The organism is Actinospica durhamensis, assembly GCF_018139695.1.
In the GTDB taxonomy this organism is placed as follows: Bacteria; Actinomycetota; Actinomycetes; order Streptomycetales; family Catenulisporaceae; genus Actinospica; species Actinospica durhamensis.
On the sequence record NZ_JAGSOG010000095.1, the window covers coordinates 1 to 19,673 of the forward strand.

Below are 19,673 nucleotides of genomic sequence, written 5' to 3' on the forward strand. Positions count from 1 at the left end.
GGCAGACACCGCCGAGCTCGCAGCGCCGATCCGGCGCGACAACGTGACCCGGCAGCCGATCCCAGGTCACCGATCGCCTATGACGATTGACCGGGGATCGGATTACGTCGTCTCGCGTGACGACCCACACGCCTGCGGCGGTCACAGGGTCGCGACCACCCAGCGGGCGACCTGCACTCGGGAGGAGCAGTCGAGTTTGCGCATGATCTGGCGCATGTGGTTGACCACCGTCCACTCCGAGATCGCCAGCCGGTGTGCCACCTCACGGTTCGTCAGCCCCTCGCCGACCAGCAGCGCCACATCCGTCTCCCGCCGGGTCAGCACGCTCGGCGCGGTTTCGGGCCGGGCTGCGGGCGAGCCGAACATCTCGGCCGCGATCTCGGCGAACAGCTCGGGCAGCGGCAGGCCGGCGCCGTACGCGGCGGCCTCCATCAGCGCCCGCTCGCCGAGCACGGTGGCGAGCTGCCGTTCCCGGTCGCCCACCGGGCACTGCGGCGAGACGTCCGCGAACTCGGCTCGGTGGCGGGCCGAGAAGGAGCCGAGCAGCCGGGCCAGATGCGTGGCCCGGCGCACCACGCTCGGCTCCAGCAGGGAGTTGACCTGCCCGGCCAGGATGCCCACGGCCGCGGCGGCGCCGAGATTGCGCAGTTTCACCATGGCCCGCTCGACGTAGGCCGCCGACGCCGAACGGTCCCGGCCCGCGGCCGCGAACGCGCCGAGGCGCAGCAGCAGCGCGGCCGAGGTGAGCTCGTCGCCGCGGCGGATCGTCCCGGCCAGCGCCGAGCGCGCGGTGCGGTACGCGTCCGCGGCCCGGCCGAAGCGGAATTCGAGCCCGGACAGGTCGAACTCGACGTCCGCCGCGCCCGCCTCGTCGCCGGCCGCCCGGTAGCCCGCCACCGCGCGCCGCAGCTGGTGCACCGCGCGGGCGCCGGAGGAGGCGGACAGGGCGAGGCCGGTGGCATAGAGCTGATCCGCCCGCGCGGCCTCGTCCCCGACCGGGGTCTGCGTACCGCCGCTCGCCGCGATCGCGTCCAACGCCGCCTCGTGCTCGCCCAGCCGGGCGAACATGTCCGCGGCCAACGCGCCGAGCCCCGGCAGCGCGAGCGGCGGCGCCGGATCGCACTCCATCAGATCCAGTACCAGCGACCGCAGCGTGAGCAGCTCGGAGGTGCGGCGCCAGTACGGCGCGAGCCGGCGCACCAGTTCGGCAGCGCGAGCCTGGCGCCCGTTCGCGATCGCCCAGCGCAGCGCCGTCGCGATGTTCCGCCGCTCCTGGCCCAGGCTGGTCAGCGCGTCCGGCTGCCGCCTGGTCCACAGGCCGTCGGCGTGCACCTCGGCCAGGTCCAGGTAGTAGCCGCAGTGCGCCTCGCGCAGCTTCCGGTCGTCGGCGGTGCAGCGGCGCACCGCCGTCAGGGCCCGCAGCGGCAGCCGGTAGCGCCGGGCGACCGGTCCGCACAGCGTCCCGGAACAGTCCTCTGACGCCTCCACCAGCCCCTGTCCGATCAGGCGCTCGAGCGGTCCGGCCACGTCGGGCCGTCCGGAGAGCAGCTCAAGCGCCTCGTCGCTGAGCCCGTCCGGGCACAGCGCCGCGGCCGCCAGCACCAGGCGTTCGAGGGCGTCGGTCTCCACCGCCCTGGGCGGACCCGCGGCTCGCTCGGCCAGCACCGCGATGCCGCCATCCCAGTCGCCGCGCGACAGCGCGTCGGCGATCGTGCGTAGCCCCGTCCCGCCGGTCGCCATCCGGGCCACCAGCTCCAGATCGGCCGGGCGCCCGCGCACCGCGACGCAGACGTCCGCGATGTCGGCGTGGTTGCGCGCGTCGAGCCCGAACGCGGGCCGGTCGCGGCGCATCATCGCGGTGAACGCCTGCACTGCGCCGGTCCGCGCGAGTTCATCGAGGTCTGCGACGGTGTAGTCGAGCGGGAGGGCGAGCCGGGTGCCAGCCGCCGCGCCGCGGGCCGGTTGCGAACCGTCGGCCGCGCGCATCAGGCAGGCTCCGGCATGTGGGCCGCGCGGGCGCGATCCCGATCCCGATCTTCGGGCGGGGGCGGGGTTTCTGAGCCGGTCACCGCCTCGACGCCGCCGCCGCGGTCGGGATGTGCGGGTGGGCCGGGCCATAAGATGCCGGTACTGGAATCGCTTGTGGACACAGCAAGACGCCTTCCGGGCGGAGCATGGGGGTTCTCACTTCTCGGGCTGCGAGCGGTGGCGCGAGATCGTCGAGGCGCCGCTCGGCATGGGTGTGGGCGCGCGCCGCTTCGCGGGCGGTGCGCCCGCGAGGGCCGGCGAGGCAGCCGCGCCGGCGGTCGGGTGCGCCGTCCGCGAAGGGGTGTCAGCGGCGTGCCGGTTCCCTTATGTCGCGTACGTGCCGGCCCGGGGGACGCGGGGCGTACACCGGTCCGGTGCCACCGCCCGTCCGCTCGCGCCGTGTTCCGTTCGGTCGGCCCACCAGCCGACGGTCGATCCTGAAATCCGCGCTCGGCACTTCACCACCTGGTCCGAGACCGAAGATCCTGCCGCACCGACGCCGTCGACGTCAGTGCTCTGTGCTCTTTGTCCGTAGAAATGCATGGACGGAATGCTCATCACCAAACAACGAAAGCCGCACGGAAGCCAAACGAGTACGTCCACCGGCGCACAGATTACGGATTCGAGCGGGCTTCGTCCATGCGTTTCAACACGTGGTGCGCGTCGCCACGTCAGACACAGGCGTCGCACGGTGAACCGGTAAATCCCGGGATGCCGTACTCACCGGGTGTCCCTCAGCCGTCCTGCGATCAGACGGTACTGACCACGACTCATCAAACATGACCTCGAATATAGCTTCCCGCCCGTCAGACAGGAAGTATTCCGCAACGAAATCTGATGCTCGATCCCGTGCGCCCCCTTACCCCTAAACATCATCAGTCTCATGGAGCGGGTGCCGCATCCCGGGCGATGCGTCGTGCATCGCGTAACGCAGTGCCATGACGCTCGGTATGCGATCACTGACGTGGCGCATCCGTTCCGGCGCGGTGGCGCCGATTCCCGGACCGGCTCGGGAAATCGCTCAACACTTAACGGCCCCGAAGGTCTTGCCGGGCTCTTTCGCCGTCTGCAATCTTCATGAGAGCCGTTTCGTGCCGCAACCCACGCGCCCGGGACGGCTTATGAGCATCCTGATCGTCACCCACGAAGGAGCCCAGCGTGCGCAAGTTCGTCATACGCGTCGCCACTCTCGCGACCGCGGCCACCGCCGTCGTCGCCCCCGCCGTCCCGGCCACCGCCGCGGCCGCGCAGGGCGCGTCGTTCCGCCCCCTGCACTACAACATCAACGGCTACAACTGGGGCGGCTACGCCGCCACCGGCAGCGGCTTCACCTCGGTCGCGGCGACCTGGACCGAGCCGGCCGCCACCTGCGCGTCCACCAACGACCTCTACGCCCCCTGGGTCGGCCTCGACGGGTACGGCACCTCCACCGTCGAGCAGACCGGTGTGGCGACCGACTGCTCCAGCGGCAGTCCGGTGGACGAGCCCTGGTACGAGATGTACCCGGCGAACCCGGTCTACCTGAGCCTGAGCTCGTACCCGGTCAAGACCGGCGACGTCATCAGCGCCTCGGTGACCTACGCGAGCAGCAAGTTCACCCTCAAGCTCTCCGACACCACCCGCGGCTGGACCTACTCGGTGAGCAAGTCCCTCTCCTCCGCGAAGCGGGAGAGCGCCGAGGTCATCATCGAGTCGCCGACCGGCTCGTACCCCAACTTCGGCACGCTCAACTTCAGCTCGGCCACGGTGAACGGCGCCTCCCTCGGCTCCTTCAGCCCGGTCGCTATGGACCCGAGCTCCAACGGCACCTACGAGGCCAAGACCAGCGCGCTCTCGGGCGGCACCAGCTTCTCCGAGACCTTCCTGCACGAGTAAAACCCGTGTCGGTGACCGCTCGGCGGTGACCACACGAGGGGCCGGGTTCGTCGAACCCGGCCCCTCTTCGTGTCTCGGTGCCCTGCGACCCTACGTAACATTTTTTCAACAAAGTTGTCGATAGCGTGACTTGTTTACGGGGCGCCCGCGCGGTGCTACCGTCATCGTCGGCTGCCCTCGAGCAGGGCGCGAACGGCGATCACGCTGCGTTCGCCCGTTTCGCATGAGCCTGAGTTCGTGATCTGATACGCGGCCCGGCCCACGGGCGGCGTCGCCGCACACCCGCACCGGCACATCGCGCGCGCCGCGCTCCCTCCGGCGCGCCGGCTCACCCACACCCACCGTGTTCGAAAGACGACGTACCCTGAAAGGGGTGAACGCGTGGTCATCAGACGCCATAGCGCACGGGGCTCCGACGATGCCCTCGGCGCTCGCGAGGAGACGGCCGACACTCCCCGAGCCACCCGCCGCACGGCCGTGGCCGGCGGCCTCGGTATCACGGCCCTGATCGCCTTTCCCGACGTGATCGCCGCCTCCACCGCCCAGGCCGCGACAGCGGGCGCCGCCGACGGTTCCGGCTCCGCCGCCACGGCCGCGGCGGCCGGGGGCACGCCCCACTTCTTCCTCTACGGCACCACCGGGCCGACCACGCATCCGGGCGTTGAGGAGCGCCGCGCTCCGGTTGACGGCCAGAGTGCGGCTTCCAACCTCGTCACCGGGCTGGATGTGGCGCCGGTCAGGTCCGCGGACGGCAATACCCTGGCACTCGTGTCCACCAGCGCGGCGGGCACGCCCCGCGCGGTGACGCTGACCCTGGTGGACACGAGCACCGGCGTCACCGCGACGCAGCGCACGCTGGCGCTGCCCGGCGCCTCCTCGGCCGCCTCGATCCTGAGCAAGCCGGTGTTCGCCGGGACGGACACGGTGGCTCTGCTCGTCGCGGTCAGCGAGCCGTCCGCACCCAGGACCCTGCACAAGGTCCCGGCGAACGGGGTGGCGGCCGTCACCACCGGGTACGCCTGGACGACGACCCACCAGGTCGCCTACTTCCACCGCGCCACTGCCACCTTCAGCGGACCGTTCCCGCTGCGCCTCGGCGCCGACCCGTACCTCGCGCTGACCGACGCGGCGGCCGACGCGACGCACCTGTACCTCTGGGCCGTCCAGGACTTCACGCGTATCCGCAGTGCCAAGGGCTCCGCGCAGCCGACTCTGACCACCGAGTTCTACGCGGTGCCGCTCGGCTCCGGCACGCCCGACCTGACCACCGCCTCGCGCGGCCCGTGGCCGAGTGGCGTCGGTGCCCAGATCCTGGCCACGGGGCATGTCGCGCGGGTGGTCGCCGGGCGCGACCTCGAGGCGTTCTCGCCCTCGGACGGGTCGCTGCGCACCGTGGCCGTCGCGCCGATGCACGAGGTGAGCGCGGCCAAGCCGGGTTCGATCACTCTCGAATCCCGGCCCGACGGCACCGTGGTGCTGACCAACTCGGCCTTCGGCCGGGCCACGGTGCTCGACCCGGCGGCCGGATTCACCTCCGTCGCAGCCATCGACTACCCCCGGGTGCGCTACCCGGTGCGCGGGGCGAGCGTGTCGAGCGACGGCACGACGCTCTACACGCTCGGAGCCGCGGGGAGTGGGGGCCTGAACGCCTACCGGATCGCCACCGGCGCACTGACCGCCTCCTACACCCACGGCGAGTCCTACACCGGCGTTTACCAACTCGCCGGAGGCAACCTGCTGACGCTCACCGCCGGCTCGCGCACGGGTCTGAGCTTCTTCACCCCGGGGCTCGAGTACGTCACGGCCGCGGCCACGGATGTCCTGGTCGCCGGCGTCTACTGAACCGGCCGACGCGAACCGCCCACCCCCACCCACGAAAGGATCAAGGTAGATGGCCGGTTACGACACCGCGGGCACGGTACAGTCCGTGGGTCCGGGAGCGCTCTCCGAATTCGGGGAGAACCCGAACTTCTGGATCCGCTACCTCAGCCCGTCCCCGGCGGCCGATGTCGTCAACGGCTCCGCCTCCGGAGCCGTGAACGAGTGCATCGGGGTCTGGAACTACAGCACCTCGCACACTCTGGGCATCATCAGCGCGCCGACGCAGTCCCACCTGAGCAGCTCCTCGGCGCAGGGCGTGGCCGACGCGCAGCAGTACATGGCCAGCCTCGCGTACATCTACACCAACGTCAGCTCCCTGCAGTACCCGACGAACAACACCCTGTGGTGCTGGCTGGACCAGGAGGCGTCCACCTCGCTCAGCTCGGGCTACTGGACCGGCTGGGCCACCCACATCTACAACTACGCCGCGCAGACGTACTCGGCCCTGTACTGCGACCCGGACGCCGCGCCGCCGAACTGCACGGTGATCGACAACTACAACGGCACCACGTCGATCTGCAACGCGGTGTGGTCCAGCGAGCCGGAGTACACCTCCAGCTGCTCGGGCGGCCTGGCCAGCCCGCCGGCCTGGGCCGCGGAGTCGTGTAGTTCGGTCCCGACCCGGCTGTGGCAGTACGACGAGCAGGGTGTGTGCGGCTACAGCGCCGACGTGGACCTGAACGTGGGCGCACCCGGCTACAACTACGCCAGCTACTGCTTCTACCTGAGCGCCAAGCCGTGACCGAGCCGCAGTCCTGGCCACCGCTGTGCGCAGCGGTGGCCGGCTGCGGCGCGTTGCTGGTGCTCTCGGGCGCGGCCAAGCTTGTGCGCACCGCCCGGGGCACCGGCGACGGCACCGCGGTCCAGAAGGCGCTGCGCCTGAACGACCGCCGCTGGCGCGGCTTCCAGGCAGCCGCCGGATGCGCGGAGGCGGGCGTCGGCCTGCTGGTGTGCGCGGGCGGGTACCCCGCGGTCGCGGACACGCTGATGGCGGTCGAGGGCGCGGTGTTCGTGGCGCTGCTCAGCACCGTGATCTTCCGGGGCATCCCGGGGGACTGCGGCTGCGCGGCCCGGACCCGCCGCCCCGAGGCCGCGAAGAAGCAAGCCGTCACCGGATGGACCGTGGCCCGGGCCGGGTGCATCGCGCTGGCGGGCGCGGTCGGCGCGCTGGCCGGAGTCCGGCCCCCGGCCGAGCTGCCCGGCGCCGACGCGGCATCCGCCTGGGCGCTCGCGCTCGTCACGCTCGCGCTGCTCACGCTCGCCGACCTCGAAGTGCGCACGCCGCGCTGCCGCCGCGCGCTGCTCTTCCCGGCGCGTACGACGCTCGCCGAGGTCACCGAGCACCGCGCCTTCCGCGCCGTGGCCGCGCCCTGGGGCTTCAGCGGAGACAGAGTCCTGTTCCGCCGGACCGGTTGCGTCGACGAGTTCTGGTTTCCGGTGCGGGCGACGGGGCACGCGGGGTCCGGGCAGTGCTACCTCGAAGTCAGGGCCGGCCGGGTCGCCTCGGGCGCGCTCGCGCTCAGGACGGCCGTCGCCGAGCACGCGCCCTCCGACCACGTCAAGACCCTTGCGATGAGGCAGAGATGACGACTCGCGGTTTACCGACGAAGACGACGAGACCGACGATCGCCGTGATCTGCGCCGCCCTCGCCGCGGCGTGCGCGGGGTGTGTGTCCGTGACGGCGAGCGGCGGTGCGTCGCCGGGTAGCGCGCCGGTGTCGGTCCCGGTGACGATGGCGTCGTCCCCGCCGGCCTCGGCGTCATCGGCCCCGGTGGCCGGTGCGACCTGCACGGCGACGCAGCTGACGGTGAAGGCAGACGGATCCGCCGCGGCGGCCGGGCACTCCGAGCTGGTCGTCGAGATCGTGAACCAGGGCACCGCCGCGTGCACGCTCACCGGATTCCCGACCGTCGTCGGCACGCTGAGCACCGGCGCGACGGTGCGCGGCGCCGACACCACGGACACGTACATCGGCATGGCGAGCCCGGGCACCGGACCGAGCCGGGTCACGCTCGTCCCGGGCGGCGAAGCCTGGCTGCCGCTGAATTTCTCCGACAACCCGATCAACGGGGCGACCTCCTGCCCCGCCTTCTCCTCGTTCACCGTGACGCCGCCCGGCGTGGACCACGCCTATCCGGTCCAGCTCTCCGCGAGCGCTTCCGGTTCCCCGTCCGACTGCGCCGGGATCAAGGTGCCGCCGGTCCTGTCCGCCGCGCAGGCCGTGATCCCCTCAGGCGGCTGAGACGGCCGAGACCCCCGCCGCGCGGAGGGCGGCGGGGGTCTCGGTGCGGACGCCGAGCCTTACGACTCGGTAATCGTCAGGGTATTGCTGAACGCGGCGGCGCCGCTGGTGGATCCGGAGTAGACCAACCGCCAGGTGCTCGCCGGGGAGGTGAGCCAGGAGGTCTCGATGCCCCACGAGACGGTCGAGCCGTTCACGGTCTCGTTCGGGCTGTCGCCGGTCAGCGCGGTCCAGGTCCAGTCGGTCCCGGTGCCCGCGTACTTGTACAGCGTGTCGTTGTCGATCAGGTAGTCGCAGCCGATGGTGGCCGTGCCGCCGCTCTCCTGGTAGCCGGTGGTCGTGCTGTCATCGGTGTCGAGGCAGACGAGGTCGTCGGTGTAGGTGCCGTTGAACACCCCGCTGAAGCTTGCCGAGCTCGCGGTGAACGACGACGCGCCCGCCACGACCGCGCTGGCGCCCTCGGTCACGGTGACCAGCGCGCTGTAGGCCGGGTTGTTGGTGGGGGAGAAGCCGCTGCCGAGGAAGACCACGTGCTCGGTGCTCGCGAACGAGCCGAGCCAGGAGCTCGTGATCTGCCACGAGTACAGGAACCCACCGCCCGCGATGCTCACGCTCTGGGTCGGGGTGTCCCCGGTCGAGGCCCAGGTCCAGTCGGTGCCGGTGCCCGCGTACTTGTAGAGCACGTCGCTCTCGATCAAGTAGTCGCAGCCGACGACGGTCCCGTCGCTGGAGGTCACCTGGTAGCCGGTGGCCGAGCTGGCGTCGGAGTCGATGCAGACGTCGTTGAAGGAGTACTCGTAGTTGAACGTCGCGCTGTAGGTGGCGTTGCTCGAGGTGAGCGTGGAGCTCGGGCTGGAGATGGCGGACGCGGGGTTGAGCGTGGTGACCGACACCGCGCCGGTCTGGCTGGAGGTGCCGCCGGTCGCGTCCACCGCCGCTACGGTGAAGCTGTAGGCGGTGTTCGGGGACAGGCCGTCGAACTGCACGGACGTGTCGGCCGCCGGGACGGTCAGGATCAGGCTGCCGCCCTCGTACACGTCGTAGTACGCGACGGTGCTGTCAGAGCTCGTCGACGCGGTCCAGGACAGCCCGGTGCTGTTGGCGAGCGTGGTGTTCGCGGCGAGCCCGGTCGGCACCGTCGGCGCGCTGGACGCCGCGGCACTGGTCGTCACCGACTTCGCAGAGCTCGCGGCCGAGACGTCGCCCGCCAGATCCCGCGCCTTGACCGTGAAGCTGTACGTGGTCGAGGGCTTGAGGCCGGTCACGGCGTACGTCGAGGTACCGGAGGTGTAGGTGGACTCGCCGAGGTAGGTGCCGTTCTCGTAGACGTCGTAGCCGGCCACGGACGAGCTCGAGGTCCAGCTGAGCGTCGCCCCGGTGCCGGTGATTCCGCTCGCGGTCGGCGTCGCCGGCGTGCTCGGCGTTCCGGTGCTGCTGGCCGGCAGGTCCGTCAGCTCACTGCTCCAGTAGGAGGGCAGCACGTCGTACGGGTTGGGCAGCCCCGCGTCGGTGAAGAAGACGTAGCCCGCGCCGTCCGTCTTCGACAGGCTGACCGCGGTGGACAGGTTCGCGGACGGCGTCGAGTAGACGATGTCCATGAACTTGCGCGGGTCGTACCCCGACTCCCAGGACTCGGGGGTGAAGCTCTGGTACGAGGAGTAGCTGCCCTCGAACCGCAGGATCACGTCCGCGCTGTTCGCGTAGCAGCTCGGCACGTCGATGCCCGGGTTGATCACCGTGAACGCCCCGGGGTGCGTGGCCTTCACGTACTGGCTCAGCTCGGCGTAGAGGTTCGCGTACTGGTTGTTCGTGCCGCAGGTGTTGAGCGCGTCGTCGAAGAAGATGCCGCCGATCGACGAGCCGTAGAGCTTGTACCACTGGTTGACGTCGGACTCGGCCTGGTCCAGCCAGTCACTGATGCTGGCGCCGCCGAGCCGGGTGAGCCGGCCGTCCGCGGTGCCGAAGTATCCGGTGTCCACGTAACCGAGCACCTTGACGCCCGCGCTGTGCGCGTCGCTCAGCGCGGTGGTCCAGTTCGCGTCGACCGCGCCGCTCGGGCCGTTGGCCACGTTGGCGATGGCGAAGCCGACGTTCGAGCCGCCGGCCGCGATGTCCTGCCAGTCGGTCAGTCCGGTGCCGCTCGGGTAGATGTAGGCGGGGATGGCCAGCTGCTGGCCGGTCCCTGAGCCCGCCGCCTGCGCGGGTGCGGCGCTCGCCCACACCCCGAGCGCGGCGGTGAGCAGCGCGGTCACCGCCGCGACGGCGCGGGTGCGGCGCCCGCCCCGCGGACGTCCACGCGTCGTCGAAGTCGTCGGATCCATGGCTTCCTCCTAGCTGATGGTGCCGTGGGTGTCATGGTGCTGGTGGTGCTCCCGGTGGCGCCGGGGCCGTGAGGGGGTCGACTCACGGCACGGCGGCGCCACCGGGCGACTGGGGATCGCGCGGATGCGAAGGGGAACGGGTGCGGGTCCGGCGCGCTCAGACCGGCACGTCGGTGCGCTGGTGCGCCTGGAAGTAGGCGGCGAGCGCGGGATCGAGCTCGGGCACCGCGACCGGGCGGCCGCCGGCGCGCAGGGACTCGGTGGCGGCCACCCCGGCGGCCACCGCCTCACGCGCGGCCAGCGGGGAGGTCTCGGTCGGGCCGCCCTCCACCGCGAACCGCAGGAATTCGGCCACCAGCTGCTGGTCGGCGCCACCGTGCCGCTCCGCGGTGTCCGGCCTTATCTCCACCGTGACGTCGGCCTCGGCCCGGTAGCCGGAGCGGCGCGCGTTCCAGACCCGGACCACCGCCGGGTCGCCCTCGATGCCGTCGCCGAAGTTCTCCAGCCGGCCCGCGTCGCCGATCACGGTGTAGTTGCGCCAGTAGTCCGGGGTGTAATGGCACTGCTGGTAGCTCATGTACACGCCGTTGTCCAGCTTCGCCGTCATCATGCTGAGGTCCTCGACGTCGATGATCGGGTTCAGGTCGCGCAGCTTGGCCGGCGGCCAGGCGTCCCGGTCGAACCACTCCGGCATCCGCCGGTCGGCGAAGCCCGCGTCCTGGCCGCGCCGGTGCGGGTTCTCCCCGTACACCGTGAGGCCGCCGAGTCCCACCACCTCGCGCGAGTACCCGCCGGCGAGCCAGTGGATGACGTCGATGTCGTGGGCGCCCTTCTGCAGCAGCAGGCCGGTGGTCTTGTCGCGCTCGGCGTGCCAGTCCTTGAAGTAGTAGTCGCCGCCGCTGCCCACGAAGTGGCGGCACCACACCGCGCGCACGTTGCCCACGGCGCCCTCGTCGATCAGCTGCCGCATCGTGCGCAGGGCCGGCAGGTGGCGCAGGTTGTGGCCCACGTACAGGCGGGCGCCGTGGGTGCGTGCGGCGGCCAGCATCGCGTCGCAGTCCTCGATGCCGATCGCCATCGGCTTCTCCACGAAGACCGCGACGCCGGCCTGGAGGAAGTGCACCACCGGCTCGGTGTGCAGGAAGTCGGGGGTGAAGACGAACACGGCGTCGAGGTCGTCGCCGGTCATGGCGCGGTAGTCCTCGTGCACCGCGACGTCCGGGCCGAACAGGCGCCGGGCGTCGGTGCGGCCGCGCTCGGTGGTGTCCGCGCAGGAGACCACGCGCGAGTAGCCGGGACGGTTCGCGTACTCGGCCAGCACGGCGCGCTGTCCCACCCCGACGACGCCGACCCGCAGTTCTTGGAGAGTGCTCATGAGTGAATCAGCCCTTTGTTCCGGTCAGCGCGATGCCCTCGACGACACGGCGCTGCATGACGACGAACACGATGATGAGCGGGAGTGTCGCCATCAGGGCCCCGGCCATCAGCACGGGGTAGTTCGTCAGGTACACGCCCTGGAGATTGGCGATGCCGACGCTCAGCGTCATCTTCCCCGGGTCGTTGTTCACGATCAGCGGCCACAGCAGGTCGTTCCAGGACCAGATCATGGTCAGCAGGCCGAGGGCGACCAGGCCCGGCTTGGCCAGCGGCAGCATGATGGACCAGTAGATCCGGATCGGCCCGGCCCCGTCCAGGCGCGCGGCCTCGTGCAGCTCAGGCGGCAGGGCCAGGAAGAACTGGCGCAGCAGGAAGGTGCCGAACGCGCTGAACATGCCGGGCAGGAACAGCGCCGGGATCGTGTTGAGCAGGTGCAGGTCCTGCATGATCTGGTACTGCGGGATCACCAGCAGCTGCGAGGGGACCAGCAGCACCGAGAGGAAGAGCGCGAAGACCACGTTGCGCCCGGGGAACTTCAGCCAGGCGAACGCGAACGCGGACATCGAGCAGAACAGCAGTTGCGCCACCGTCCGCGCGACCGCGTTGATCACGCTGTTGGACAGTTCGGTGCGGAACGGGATCGCGTCGAACACCGCGGTGTAGTTGCTCAGGTGCCAGCTGGACGGCAGCCAGGTCGGCGGCACCTGCACCGACTCGGTCAGCGACTTGAAGGAGGTCAGCAGCTCCCACAGGAACGGCCCGGCCAGCAGGATGCTCGCGACGACCAGGAAGCCGTGCGCCCCGATCGAGCCGAGCCGCTGCCTGATCCGCCTCGGCTGGTCCCGGCGCGCGGGGCCGGCCGGCCGCGCCGGGAGGGTCGAGTCAGCCATAGTGCACCCACCTTTTCTGCAGCCGGAACTGGAGCCCGGTGACCGCGATGACCACCAGCATCAGCACGAAGGCCATCGCCGCGCCGTACCCGCGGTTGTTGTTGATGAACGAGTCCTGGTAGAAGAGGTAGATCACGCTCTGCGACTGCGGCAGCGCCGCGTTCGTCGGACCGATCAGCACGTAGATGAGGTCGAAGGTCTGCAGCGAGCCGATCACCGAGTAGACCATCACGAAGAAGATGCTCGGGGTCAGCAGCGGCAGCGTCACCGAGAGGAACTGGCGCACCGGCCCGGCCCCGTCCAGCTCCGCCGCCTCGTAGTAGGTCCGCGGGATGCCCTGGATGCCGGCCATCAGGACCACCATGTTGTAGCCCACGGTCGACCAGATCCCGACGATGGCCACCGCGATCAGCGCCGTGTGCGGGTCGCTGATCCAGTACGGGCCCTTGATGCCGACCTTGCTCAGCAGTTCGTCGACCAGTCCGTAGTCGCCGTTGTAGAGCCAGCGCCAGACGATCGCGACCGCTGCCGGCATGGTGATCACCGGCAGGAACATCAGCGTGCGGTAGACGCTCACGCCCTTGCGGCCGCGGCGCCCGAGCACCTGGGCCAGCACGAGCGAGACCGGGATGCCGAGCAGACCGAGCAGGCAGTACCACAGCGTGTTGAGGAACGCGGAGCTCAGCGCCGGGTCGTGCAGCAGCGAGCGGTAGTTCGCCAGGCCGGTGAAGGTGTGTCCGCCGAACGGTCCCCAGGAGGTGAAGCTGTAGTAGAAGGTCTGGATGACCGGCCAGATGTAGAACACGCCGAGACCGATCCCGGTCGGCGCCAGGAAGAACAGGGCCCACCAGGCCGAGGTGTTCGGCCCGCGCCCGCGCCCGCGCCGGCGCCGGCCCGCGGCCGGGGCCGCGCCCCCTTTCGGGGACGCGGCGCGCGAGGCGTTGCGGGATCCGGCCGGACCGGCCACATCGCGCGTGGCCATCTCGGTCACGAGCCTTCCTTGGCGAGCGCCTGGTTCATCCCCGACGACAGCTGCGCCGCGGCAGCCGCGGCCGACTCGCTCAGGTCCCAGGCCTTGGTCAGGTCGGTGGCCTCGAGCGCGTTCCAGGCCGCGGTGTCCTTCGAGATGGGGTAGGGCACCGCGTACGGGAGCTCGTCCAGGAAGGACTGCAGGTCGTACTGCGGGTAGGCCTTGACCCACGTCTGCTGGGTGCCGTTGTAGGCGGGGATGACGGTTCCGGTGTCCGCCTCGATGTCCGCGGCCTGCTGCGAGCCGAGGAACTGCTCGAACTTCTCGGCCTGCTGCGGGTGCGCGGTCTTGGCGTAGACGACGTTGGCCAGGCCGTGGATCACCGTGGCGCGCTTGACGCCCTCAGGCAGCACCGTGACGTCCACGTTGGACTTGGTGTTGGCGTTGCCCGCGAAGGCGACCGCGTCCCAGGAGCCGCCCCAGTACATCGCCAGCTTGCCGGACTCGAACATGTCGATCGTGGCGGTGTCGTTCATCTGGGCCAGGCTCGGCGAGTCGCCCTTGGCGATCAGGTTCGTCCAGAACTGGATCCCGGAGATCGAGGCGGGCGAGTCGTAGCCGGAGGACTTGCCGTCGGCCGAGATCACCTGGCCGCCGGCCTGGAAGATGGTGTCGTAGTAGTCCTCCTGGCCCTCGAGCGTCGCACCGACGCCGTAGACGCCCTTGGCCTTGTCGGTGAGTTTCGCCGCGGCCGCTTGGAAATCGGCCCAGGTCCAGTTCGCGGTCGGGTAGGCCACCCCGGCGGCGTCGAACAGCGCCTTGTTGTACCAGAGGCCGACGGTGTCGAAGTCCTTCGGTATGCCGTACAGGGTGTTGCCATAGGTGTAGAGCGAGACCATGGAGGACGGGTAGTCCGCGGTCTTGACCCCCAGCGAGGACAGCGGCATGAGCTGGCCGTTGGCGGCGTAGAGCTGGAAGTTGGGGCCGTTCATCCAGAACACGTCCGGCGCCGAGCCGCCCGAGGCCGCGGTCTGGAGCTTGGTGAAGTAGTCCGCGTACGGCGTCAGCTGGATATCGACCTTGATGTCCGGATTCTGCTTTTCGAACGCCGCGATGATCTTCTGCATCGCGGATTCCTGGGTCTGGTCCCAGATCGCGTAGTTCAGTGTGACCTGGCCGCCGTCCGAGGACGACGAACCCGAACTCGAACACGCCGCCACCGAGGCGGTCAACGCGAGCGACGCAGTCAGCGCCGCGATCTTGTGTGCTCTCATCGTTGTGCACCCTTCTCGAGCCCGTGGATACGGACCCCGGTCTCACGCCCCGTCCCTCGTCAGACGCCAACACAGGTTGAAGTCCAGTCGAGTAGATACATAACAGGGATCGGCGGCGTACGGTTCGCCGGGATGTACTCAGACCCTAGGTGCGTGCTCGTGGCGCCACAAGGTTAATTTTGAGCATTTTCGAGCAAATACATTACGGTTCTGCAACAACATGAGTCTGACTCACTAATCGGCGTGACGCGGCGACAGATCCGGTGCCCCGCGCCGGTATCCTCGGGTGCGCCGCAGCGGCAGCTGCCTCAGACCGGTATCTGGCCGGGGCGGGCCAGCGGATCCGGCGCCGTGGCGCTGAAATACCGCTGCTGCACCGCGTCCAGCGCCACCCGCACCGCCCCGAGCGCGACCCACTCCGCGTCCAGCGGGGAGGCCACCACCTTGGGCATCCGCACGCACACCCGTTCCAGCTCGGCCACCAGCTGCCCCAGGAACAGGTCCGCCGAGCGCGAGATGCCGCCGCCGACGACGACCAACTCCGGGTCGAAGGTGAGCACGAGCGCCGCGATTCCGCCGGAGAGCGCCCGGATGTAGCGCTGCGTCGCCGCCAACGCCCCCTCGTCGCCCGCGCGGGCCCGGGAGAAGACGAACTCGGCGATCTGCTCGGGGCGCGCGTCCGGCTCGATGCCGGGGAAGTGCAGCAGGTGCATCGGGGCCTCGGCCCAGCCGGCCGCGGGCAGCGCGCCGATCTCCCCGGCCGCGCCGGAGTGCCCGCGCAGCATCCTGCCGCCGACGATGATCCCGGTGCCGGTGCGCAGTCCCGCGTGCACGTAGACCATGTCCTCGACGCCGCGGCCCATACCGCGCCACTGCTCGGCCAGCGCCGCGGCGCGCCCGTCGTTCTCCACGATCACCGGGCAGCCCACCTTCGCGGCGAAGGTCCCGGCGATGTCGACGCCGGTCCACCCCGGCAGCGCCACCGAGAGCATGACCCGCCCGTCGTGGTCGATGACGCCGGTGCTCGCCACTCCCAGCTGCCACAGCCGGGTCGGCTCCGTGCCGGCCGCCGCGCACGCCTCGGTCAGCGCGGCGTGGGCGAGGTCCAGCCGCTCGGCGGGCGCCGTGGCCGGGGAGATGGACAGCCGCGCGCGCCCGCGCACCGCGCCGTCGAGGTCGGTGACCAGCCCGGTCACCGCGTGCGCGCCGATGTCGAGCCCGGCGACCAGACCGGCCTCGGCGTGGAAGCGGAAGCGCCGCGCCGGGCGGCCGACCGTGCGTCCGGAGGCGCCGAGTTCCTCCGGCGTGAGCGCCGAGAGCCAGCCCATCTCGACCAGTTCGTCGGCCAGCGACTGGATGATCGGGCGGGACAGGCCGGTCTGGGTGGCCAGCACCGTCAGCGGCGTCGGCCCCGCCTCCCGCAGCGCTTCGATGACGGAAAGCAGCCGGATCCGCCGCAGCAGCACCGGCTCCTGTCCGGGCCAGGAGGCACCGGTTTCTCCCACGATCTCACCCTTCGTCCCACACGCACCGCGCCGCCCGCCCGCGCCGCCGCCGGGCCCGAGGGCGCCGGCGGGCACCGGAGACGTCACGCCCGCCACCAATTATTTATCCGTTCCGTAAATATTATGTGGTGCGCGACCCGCGGTCATCCCCTTACGCATGACGGAAGGCCGCAAGCCCGGGCGCGCGGATCCCGCCCACTCCGGCCGCGCACCGATCGTGACAGCGTACTGGCTTAGCGCTGCCGGCCGGGCGCGGTGCCCGCGTCGGGCGGCCACACCGCGCCGAGCACGCGGTCCGGCCAGTCCTCGGGGATGCCGGCGGCGGTGAGGTGGCGGGCATAGAAGGCGCCGATCAGCATGCTGGTCAGTACGTCGAGGTCGGCGCGGTCCGCGAGGCAGCCGGCCGCGAGCGCCTGACGCAGCAGGGCCCGGCGCGGCTCGACGATCCGGGTCTTGAACAGCTCGAGCAGCTCGGGGTGGCGTTCCTCCTCGGCGAGCAGCGAGCCGAGGATGGCCAGCGCGGGCACGGCCCGCAGATTGTGGTGGAAGTTCTCCAGGATCGCCAGGGCGTGCGCGCGCGGGGTCGAAGCGTCGGCCGGCGGCTCCTCGACCCGCAACGAGCCGATCACCGCGGCCACCAGCTCCGCCTTGTTCCGGTACCGGCGGCGGAGGCTGGGCACGGTGGTGCCCGCGGCGGCGGCCACGGACTCCAGGGACATCCGGGCGTAGCCGAGTTCGCCGAGTTGGCGGGCTGCGGCCGACAGCAGAGCCCGGTCCAGCGCCGGGTCCCTCGGCCGCCCGGCCTTCGCCTGGGGAATGCTCATTGTAATCTGATAGGGTATCAGAACGTAATGTGTCAAGGGGAAGGAAACGCCATGACCGAGTCGTTGCCGACGACCGCGGTGCTCCGCGTCTCGACCGGAAGCTTCGAGCCGAGCCGGTACGCCGAGGTCGACGCTCTGGCCACGCGGCAGGCGGATTACCTGGTCCCGGCCATCACGCGGCTGCCGGGGCTGCTGCGCTGGTACGCCGCGGTCTCCCCGGACGGATCCATCGTGAACGTCAGCACCTGGGACACCGACGAGCACGCGGCGCAGATGGGTCACCTCAAGGAGATGACCGTGATCGCGCGCGGGGAGATGGAGGCGCTCGACGTGGTGTTCAAGCCGATCGTGAACTACCCGATCATCTGGAACATCTGACCAGGATCGCGAGGTCCGCCTGGCGCTTAGGGCGCGGCGTCGGCCGTCGGAACACCGGCCGGAGCCCGACGCGTGGCCGGGCGCAGCGCCCAGGCGGTCACCGGCGGCCCGGCGAGGCCGAGGGCGGCGAGGAATCCGCCGAGCAGCAGCCAGCCCGCCTGCCCGAGGCCGAGGCAGACGGTGGTCAGCAGCGACGGTGCGATCGACTGCCCCAGGTCGTAGCCGATACCGACAAGGCCCTGATACTGCCCCTGCGCGTGGTCCGGCGCGAGGCCGAAGCCGAGGGCGAACCCGGCGGAGGTGTGCAGCACCTGCCCGAGGCTGTGCGCGCCCACGCCGAGGAACGCGAGGATCACGGCCGCCCAGCCCGGCACGTCCGCGCTGAGCGCCATCACCGGGGACGCGGCCAGGAAGATCAGCCCCGCCGCCCGCAGTGCGCGGCCGCCGTCCACCGGGGAGTCCACCCGCCGCCCGACGCGCACCTGCAGGATCGTGCACAGGGCCGCGTTGACCAGGTACACGCCGGAGACCGCCCAGCGCGGGGCGGAGGTGTGCTGGCTGATCCAGAGCGGCAGCAGCAGGATCGGCACCTGGTACTCCAGGCCCATCAGACCGTTGAGCGCGGAGAAGGCGGCGAAGGGCAGATCGGTCAACGCGGTGAGCATGCCGTGCCGCTCGTCGCCGCGGGGGAGCGGCGCGAACTCCCGCACCCGCAGCAGCAACGCGGCGCAGAGCAGATAGCTGGCCGCGTTCGCCAGGATCAACGCGACGTAGGCGCCGCGGGTGTCGAGCGCCGCGGCCGCGCCGGCGCCGGCGGTGCCGAGCACCAGCCCGAGGTTGACGAACACCCGCAGCCGGGCCCGGAACGCCGCGGGTTCCTCGCCGCCGAGCCGGGCGATCAGGGTGCCGCGGGCCGCGTTGTTCGCCGACGCGGCGAGCAGGTCGAGCGCCGCGACGACGGCGAACGCGGCCCAGCTGTGGATGAACACGTACGCGCCCATCGTCACGGCCTGCGCGAGCAGGGTCGCGAGCGTGACGGACCGGGGCCCGCGCCGATCCGCCAGGTGCCCCACGGGTATGCCGGACAGCAGGCCCACGAAGCCGGCGAGGGTCAGCCCGAGGCCGACCTGGCTCGCCGAGAGGTGCACGACGCGGGTGAAGTAGAGCACGGACGCCGCGGCGAACAGTCCGGTGCCGATCCGGTTCACGAAGCTGGAGAGGATCAGCGCCCGCTGTTGGCTCTCGACCGACGGTTCCGAGCGCCGCGGTGATGGTCGGTCAGCGGTCACGGTCGTTACCGTAGCAGCGGAGCGGATCGGCGCACAGCGGCGGTCGGATCCGTCATCGCGGGCTCGGCCGACGGGCGACGCAGGGATCGGCCTCGCCGACGCGACCACGCAAAGACGTAAACCGATTACTCTTCGTGCCAGAATCCTTTTATCAGGTGCACGCCGGGGGCCAGCGAGTGCACACGAGCAAGAGGACGGAGAAGTATGAAGATCAAGAATATTCTCGCGGCCACGGTGGTAGCAGGTGCGCTCGCGACGACCGGGATCCTGGGCGCCGGCGCGGCCCAGGCGGCCACCCCGCTGCGGGCCGCCGCGCCCGCGGCCACGCTCGCCGAGCTCAGGGACGCGCACCAGCTGACGCTGCTCGAGCTGATCGACGTGGTGCGCTACGACGTGCGCGAGTCGTTCCCGACCTCCACCCTCATGCTGGCCGACGGCGCCTCGCCGAGCGGCCCGACCACGGACATGTACAAGGTGACGGACTGGCGGTTCGTCTTCAACACCAACGACCCCACCTCCCGGATCAAGTCGCTCCAGGTGAACGCGACCCTCGCGGGCGCGATCCAGCCGCCGACGTACTACACCGCTCCGTGGGGCGGGGTCGCGTCGATCCCGGACTGGGTCGGCATGTCCCCCGAGCTGGCCTACCACATCCTGCGCACGGCCGGACACGGCAACGCCTACCAGTACGTCTCGCTGCTCAAGCCGCTGGTGGCCAATCCGCAGCTGCAGTACCACTTCTCCAACATCCGCGGCGGCTGCGACGGCTTCGCGGTGAACGTGAACGACGGCGTCGTCCAGCCCATCTGCGGCTGACG

The 19,673-nt window shown here is 70.9% G+C and carries 17 protein-coding genes; 7 read left to right on the forward strand and 10 right to left on the reverse strand.

Annotated features, from left to right (window positions below):
• Nucleotides 1–141: 141 nt before the first annotated feature.
• On the reverse strand, nt 142–1,986 hold the full coding sequence (locus KDL01_RS19265) for a LuxR C-terminal-related transcriptional regulator (protein ID WP_212529917.1): 1,845 nt from the start codon (nt 1,984–1,986) through the stop codon (nt 142–144).
• A 1,200-nt stretch (nt 1,987–3,186) separates the two neighbouring features.
• Between KDL01_RS19265 and KDL01_RS19270 the strand changes: the two genes are divergently transcribed.
• The 4 genes from KDL01_RS19270 (at nt 3,187) to KDL01_RS19285 (ending at nt 7,371) form a co-directional block, all read left to right on the forward strand.
• Nucleotides 3,187–3,903: a G1 family glutamic endopeptidase gene (locus tag KDL01_RS19270; protein WP_212529918.1), complete on the forward strand. Its 717-nt coding sequence runs from the start codon at nt 3,187–3,189 to the stop codon at nt 3,901–3,903.
• 381 nt (nt 3,904–4,284) lie between these two features.
• On the forward strand, nt 4,285–5,745 hold the full coding sequence (locus KDL01_RS19275) for a hypothetical protein (protein ID WP_212529919.1): 1,461 nt from the start codon (nt 4,285–4,287) through the stop codon (nt 5,743–5,745).
• Nucleotides 5,746–5,794: 49 nt separating this feature from the next.
• Complete coding sequence (locus KDL01_RS19280) at nt 5,795–6,526, forward strand: hypothetical protein (protein WP_212529920.1); 732 nt, start codon at nt 5,795–5,797, stop codon at nt 6,524–6,526.
• Complete coding sequence (locus tag KDL01_RS19285) at nt 6,523–7,371, forward strand: hypothetical protein (protein ID WP_212529921.1); 849 nt, start codon at nt 6,523–6,525, stop codon at nt 7,369–7,371. Before KDL01_RS19280 ends, KDL01_RS19285 begins: the two co-directional genes overlap by 4 nt.
• Here the strand turns inward: KDL01_RS19285 and KDL01_RS19290 are convergent.
• The gene (locus KDL01_RS19290) at nt 7,343–7,576 is read right to left on the reverse strand and encodes a hypothetical protein (RefSeq protein ID WP_212529922.1); all 234 of its coding nucleotides are present in this window, start codon (nt 7,574–7,576) and stop codon (nt 7,343–7,345) included. The two genes, KDL01_RS19285 and KDL01_RS19290, sit on opposite strands and share 29 nt — an antisense overlap.
• 16 nt (nt 7,577–7,592) lie before the next feature.
• On the opposite strand from KDL01_RS19290, the gene KDL01_RS19295 reads away from it, so the two are divergent.
• A complete protein-coding gene (locus tag KDL01_RS19295; protein ID WP_212529923.1) occupies nt 7,593–8,027 on the forward strand; it encodes a DUF4232 domain-containing protein in 435 nt (144 codons plus the stop codon).
• 59 nt (nt 8,028–8,086) lie between these two features.
• On the opposite strand, the gene KDL01_RS19300 is transcribed toward KDL01_RS19295, so the two are convergent.
• From KDL01_RS19300 to KDL01_RS19330, 7 genes are all read right to left on the reverse strand, one after another.
• Nucleotides 8,087–10,348 carry a spherulation-specific family 4 protein gene (locus KDL01_RS19300; protein WP_212529924.1) on the reverse strand — a complete coding sequence of 754 codons (2,262 nt, stop codon included), beginning with the start codon at nt 10,346–10,348 and terminating at the stop codon, nt 8,087–8,089.
• Between the two features lie 157 nt (nt 10,349–10,505).
• On the reverse strand, nt 10,506–11,723 hold the full coding sequence (locus KDL01_RS19305) for a Gfo/Idh/MocA family protein (protein WP_212529925.1): 1,218 nt from the start codon (nt 11,721–11,723) through the stop codon (nt 10,506–10,508).
• 7 nt (nt 11,724–11,730) lie between these two features.
• On the reverse strand, nt 11,731–12,552 hold the full coding sequence (locus KDL01_RS19310; RefSeq protein ID WP_438801973.1) for a carbohydrate ABC transporter permease: 822 nt from the start codon (nt 12,550–12,552) through the stop codon (nt 11,731–11,733).
• Between the two features lie 55 nt (nt 12,553–12,607).
• The gene (locus KDL01_RS19315) at nt 12,608–13,597 is read right to left on the reverse strand and encodes a carbohydrate ABC transporter permease (RefSeq protein ID WP_212529941.1); all 990 of its coding nucleotides are present in this window, start codon (nt 13,595–13,597) and stop codon (nt 12,608–12,610) included.
• 5 nt (nt 13,598–13,602) lie between these two features.
• Nucleotides 13,603–14,859 carry an ABC transporter substrate-binding protein gene (locus KDL01_RS19320; RefSeq protein ID WP_212529927.1) on the reverse strand — a complete coding sequence of 419 codons (1,257 nt, stop codon included), beginning with the start codon at nt 14,857–14,859 and terminating at the stop codon, nt 13,603–13,605.
• Between the two features lie 308 nt (nt 14,860–15,167).
• On the reverse strand, nt 15,168–16,364 hold the full coding sequence (locus tag KDL01_RS19325; protein ID WP_212529928.1) for an ROK family transcriptional regulator: 1,197 nt from the start codon (nt 16,362–16,364) through the stop codon (nt 15,168–15,170).
• 233 nt (nt 16,365–16,597) lie between these two features.
• On the reverse strand, nt 16,598–17,188 hold the full coding sequence (locus tag KDL01_RS19330; protein ID WP_212529929.1) for a TetR/AcrR family transcriptional regulator: 591 nt from the start codon (nt 17,186–17,188) through the stop codon (nt 16,598–16,600).
• A 51-nt stretch (nt 17,189–17,239) separates the two neighbouring features.
• On the opposite strand from KDL01_RS19330, the gene KDL01_RS19335 reads away from it, so the two are divergent.
• Nucleotides 17,240–17,566 (forward strand): hypothetical protein, encoded by a 327-nt coding sequence (locus tag KDL01_RS19335; protein WP_212529930.1) that lies wholly within the window; start codon nt 17,240–17,242, stop codon nt 17,564–17,566.
• A gap of 26 nt (nt 17,567–17,592) precedes the next feature.
• Here KDL01_RS19335 and KDL01_RS19340 read toward each other — a convergent pair whose 3' ends face one another.
• Nucleotides 17,593–18,855 carry an MFS transporter gene (locus KDL01_RS19340; RefSeq protein WP_212529931.1) on the reverse strand — a complete coding sequence of 421 codons (1,263 nt, stop codon included), beginning with the start codon at nt 18,853–18,855 and terminating at the stop codon, nt 17,593–17,595.
• Between the two features lie 204 nt (nt 18,856–19,059).
• On the opposite strand from KDL01_RS19340, the gene KDL01_RS19345 reads away from it, so the two are divergent.
• The gene (locus tag KDL01_RS19345) at nt 19,060–19,671 is read left to right on the forward strand and encodes a hypothetical protein (RefSeq protein WP_212529932.1); all 612 of its coding nucleotides are present in this window, start codon (nt 19,060–19,062) and stop codon (nt 19,669–19,671) included.
• Nucleotides 19,672–19,673: the final 2 nt, after the last annotated feature.

Coding starts and splice junctions, on each gene's coding strand:
- KDL01_RS19265 (WP_212529917.1), bottom strand. CDS start 1,986: ATGCGCGCGGCCGACGGTTCGCAACCGGCCCGCGGCGCGGCGGCTGGC.
- KDL01_RS19280 (WP_212529920.1), top strand. CDS start 5,795: ATGGCCGGTTACGACACCGCGGGCACGGTACAGTCCGTGGGTCCGGGA.
- KDL01_RS19300 (WP_212529924.1), bottom strand. CDS start 10,348: ATGGATCCGACGACTTCGACGACGCGTGGACGTCCGCGGGGCGGGCGC.
- KDL01_RS19305 (WP_212529925.1), bottom strand. CDS start 11,723: ATGAGCACTCTCCAAGAACTGCGGGTCGGCGTCGTCGGGGTGGGACAG.
- KDL01_RS19315 (WP_212529941.1), bottom strand. CDS start 13,597: ATGGCCACGCGCGATGTGGCCGGTCCGGCCGGATCCCGCAACGCCTCG.
- KDL01_RS19320 (WP_212529927.1), bottom strand. CDS start 14,859: ATGAGAGCACACAAGATCGCGGCGCTGACTGCGTCGCTCGCGTTGACC.
- KDL01_RS19330 (WP_212529929.1), bottom strand. CDS start 17,188: ATGAGCATTCCCCAGGCGAAGGCCGGGCGGCCGAGGGACCCGGCGCTG.
- KDL01_RS19335 (WP_212529930.1), top strand. CDS start 17,240: ATGACCGAGTCGTTGCCGACGACCGCGGTGCTCCGCGTCTCGACCGGA.
- KDL01_RS19345 (WP_212529932.1), top strand. CDS start 19,060: ATGAAGATCAAGAATATTCTCGCGGCCACGGTGGTAGCAGGTGCGCTC.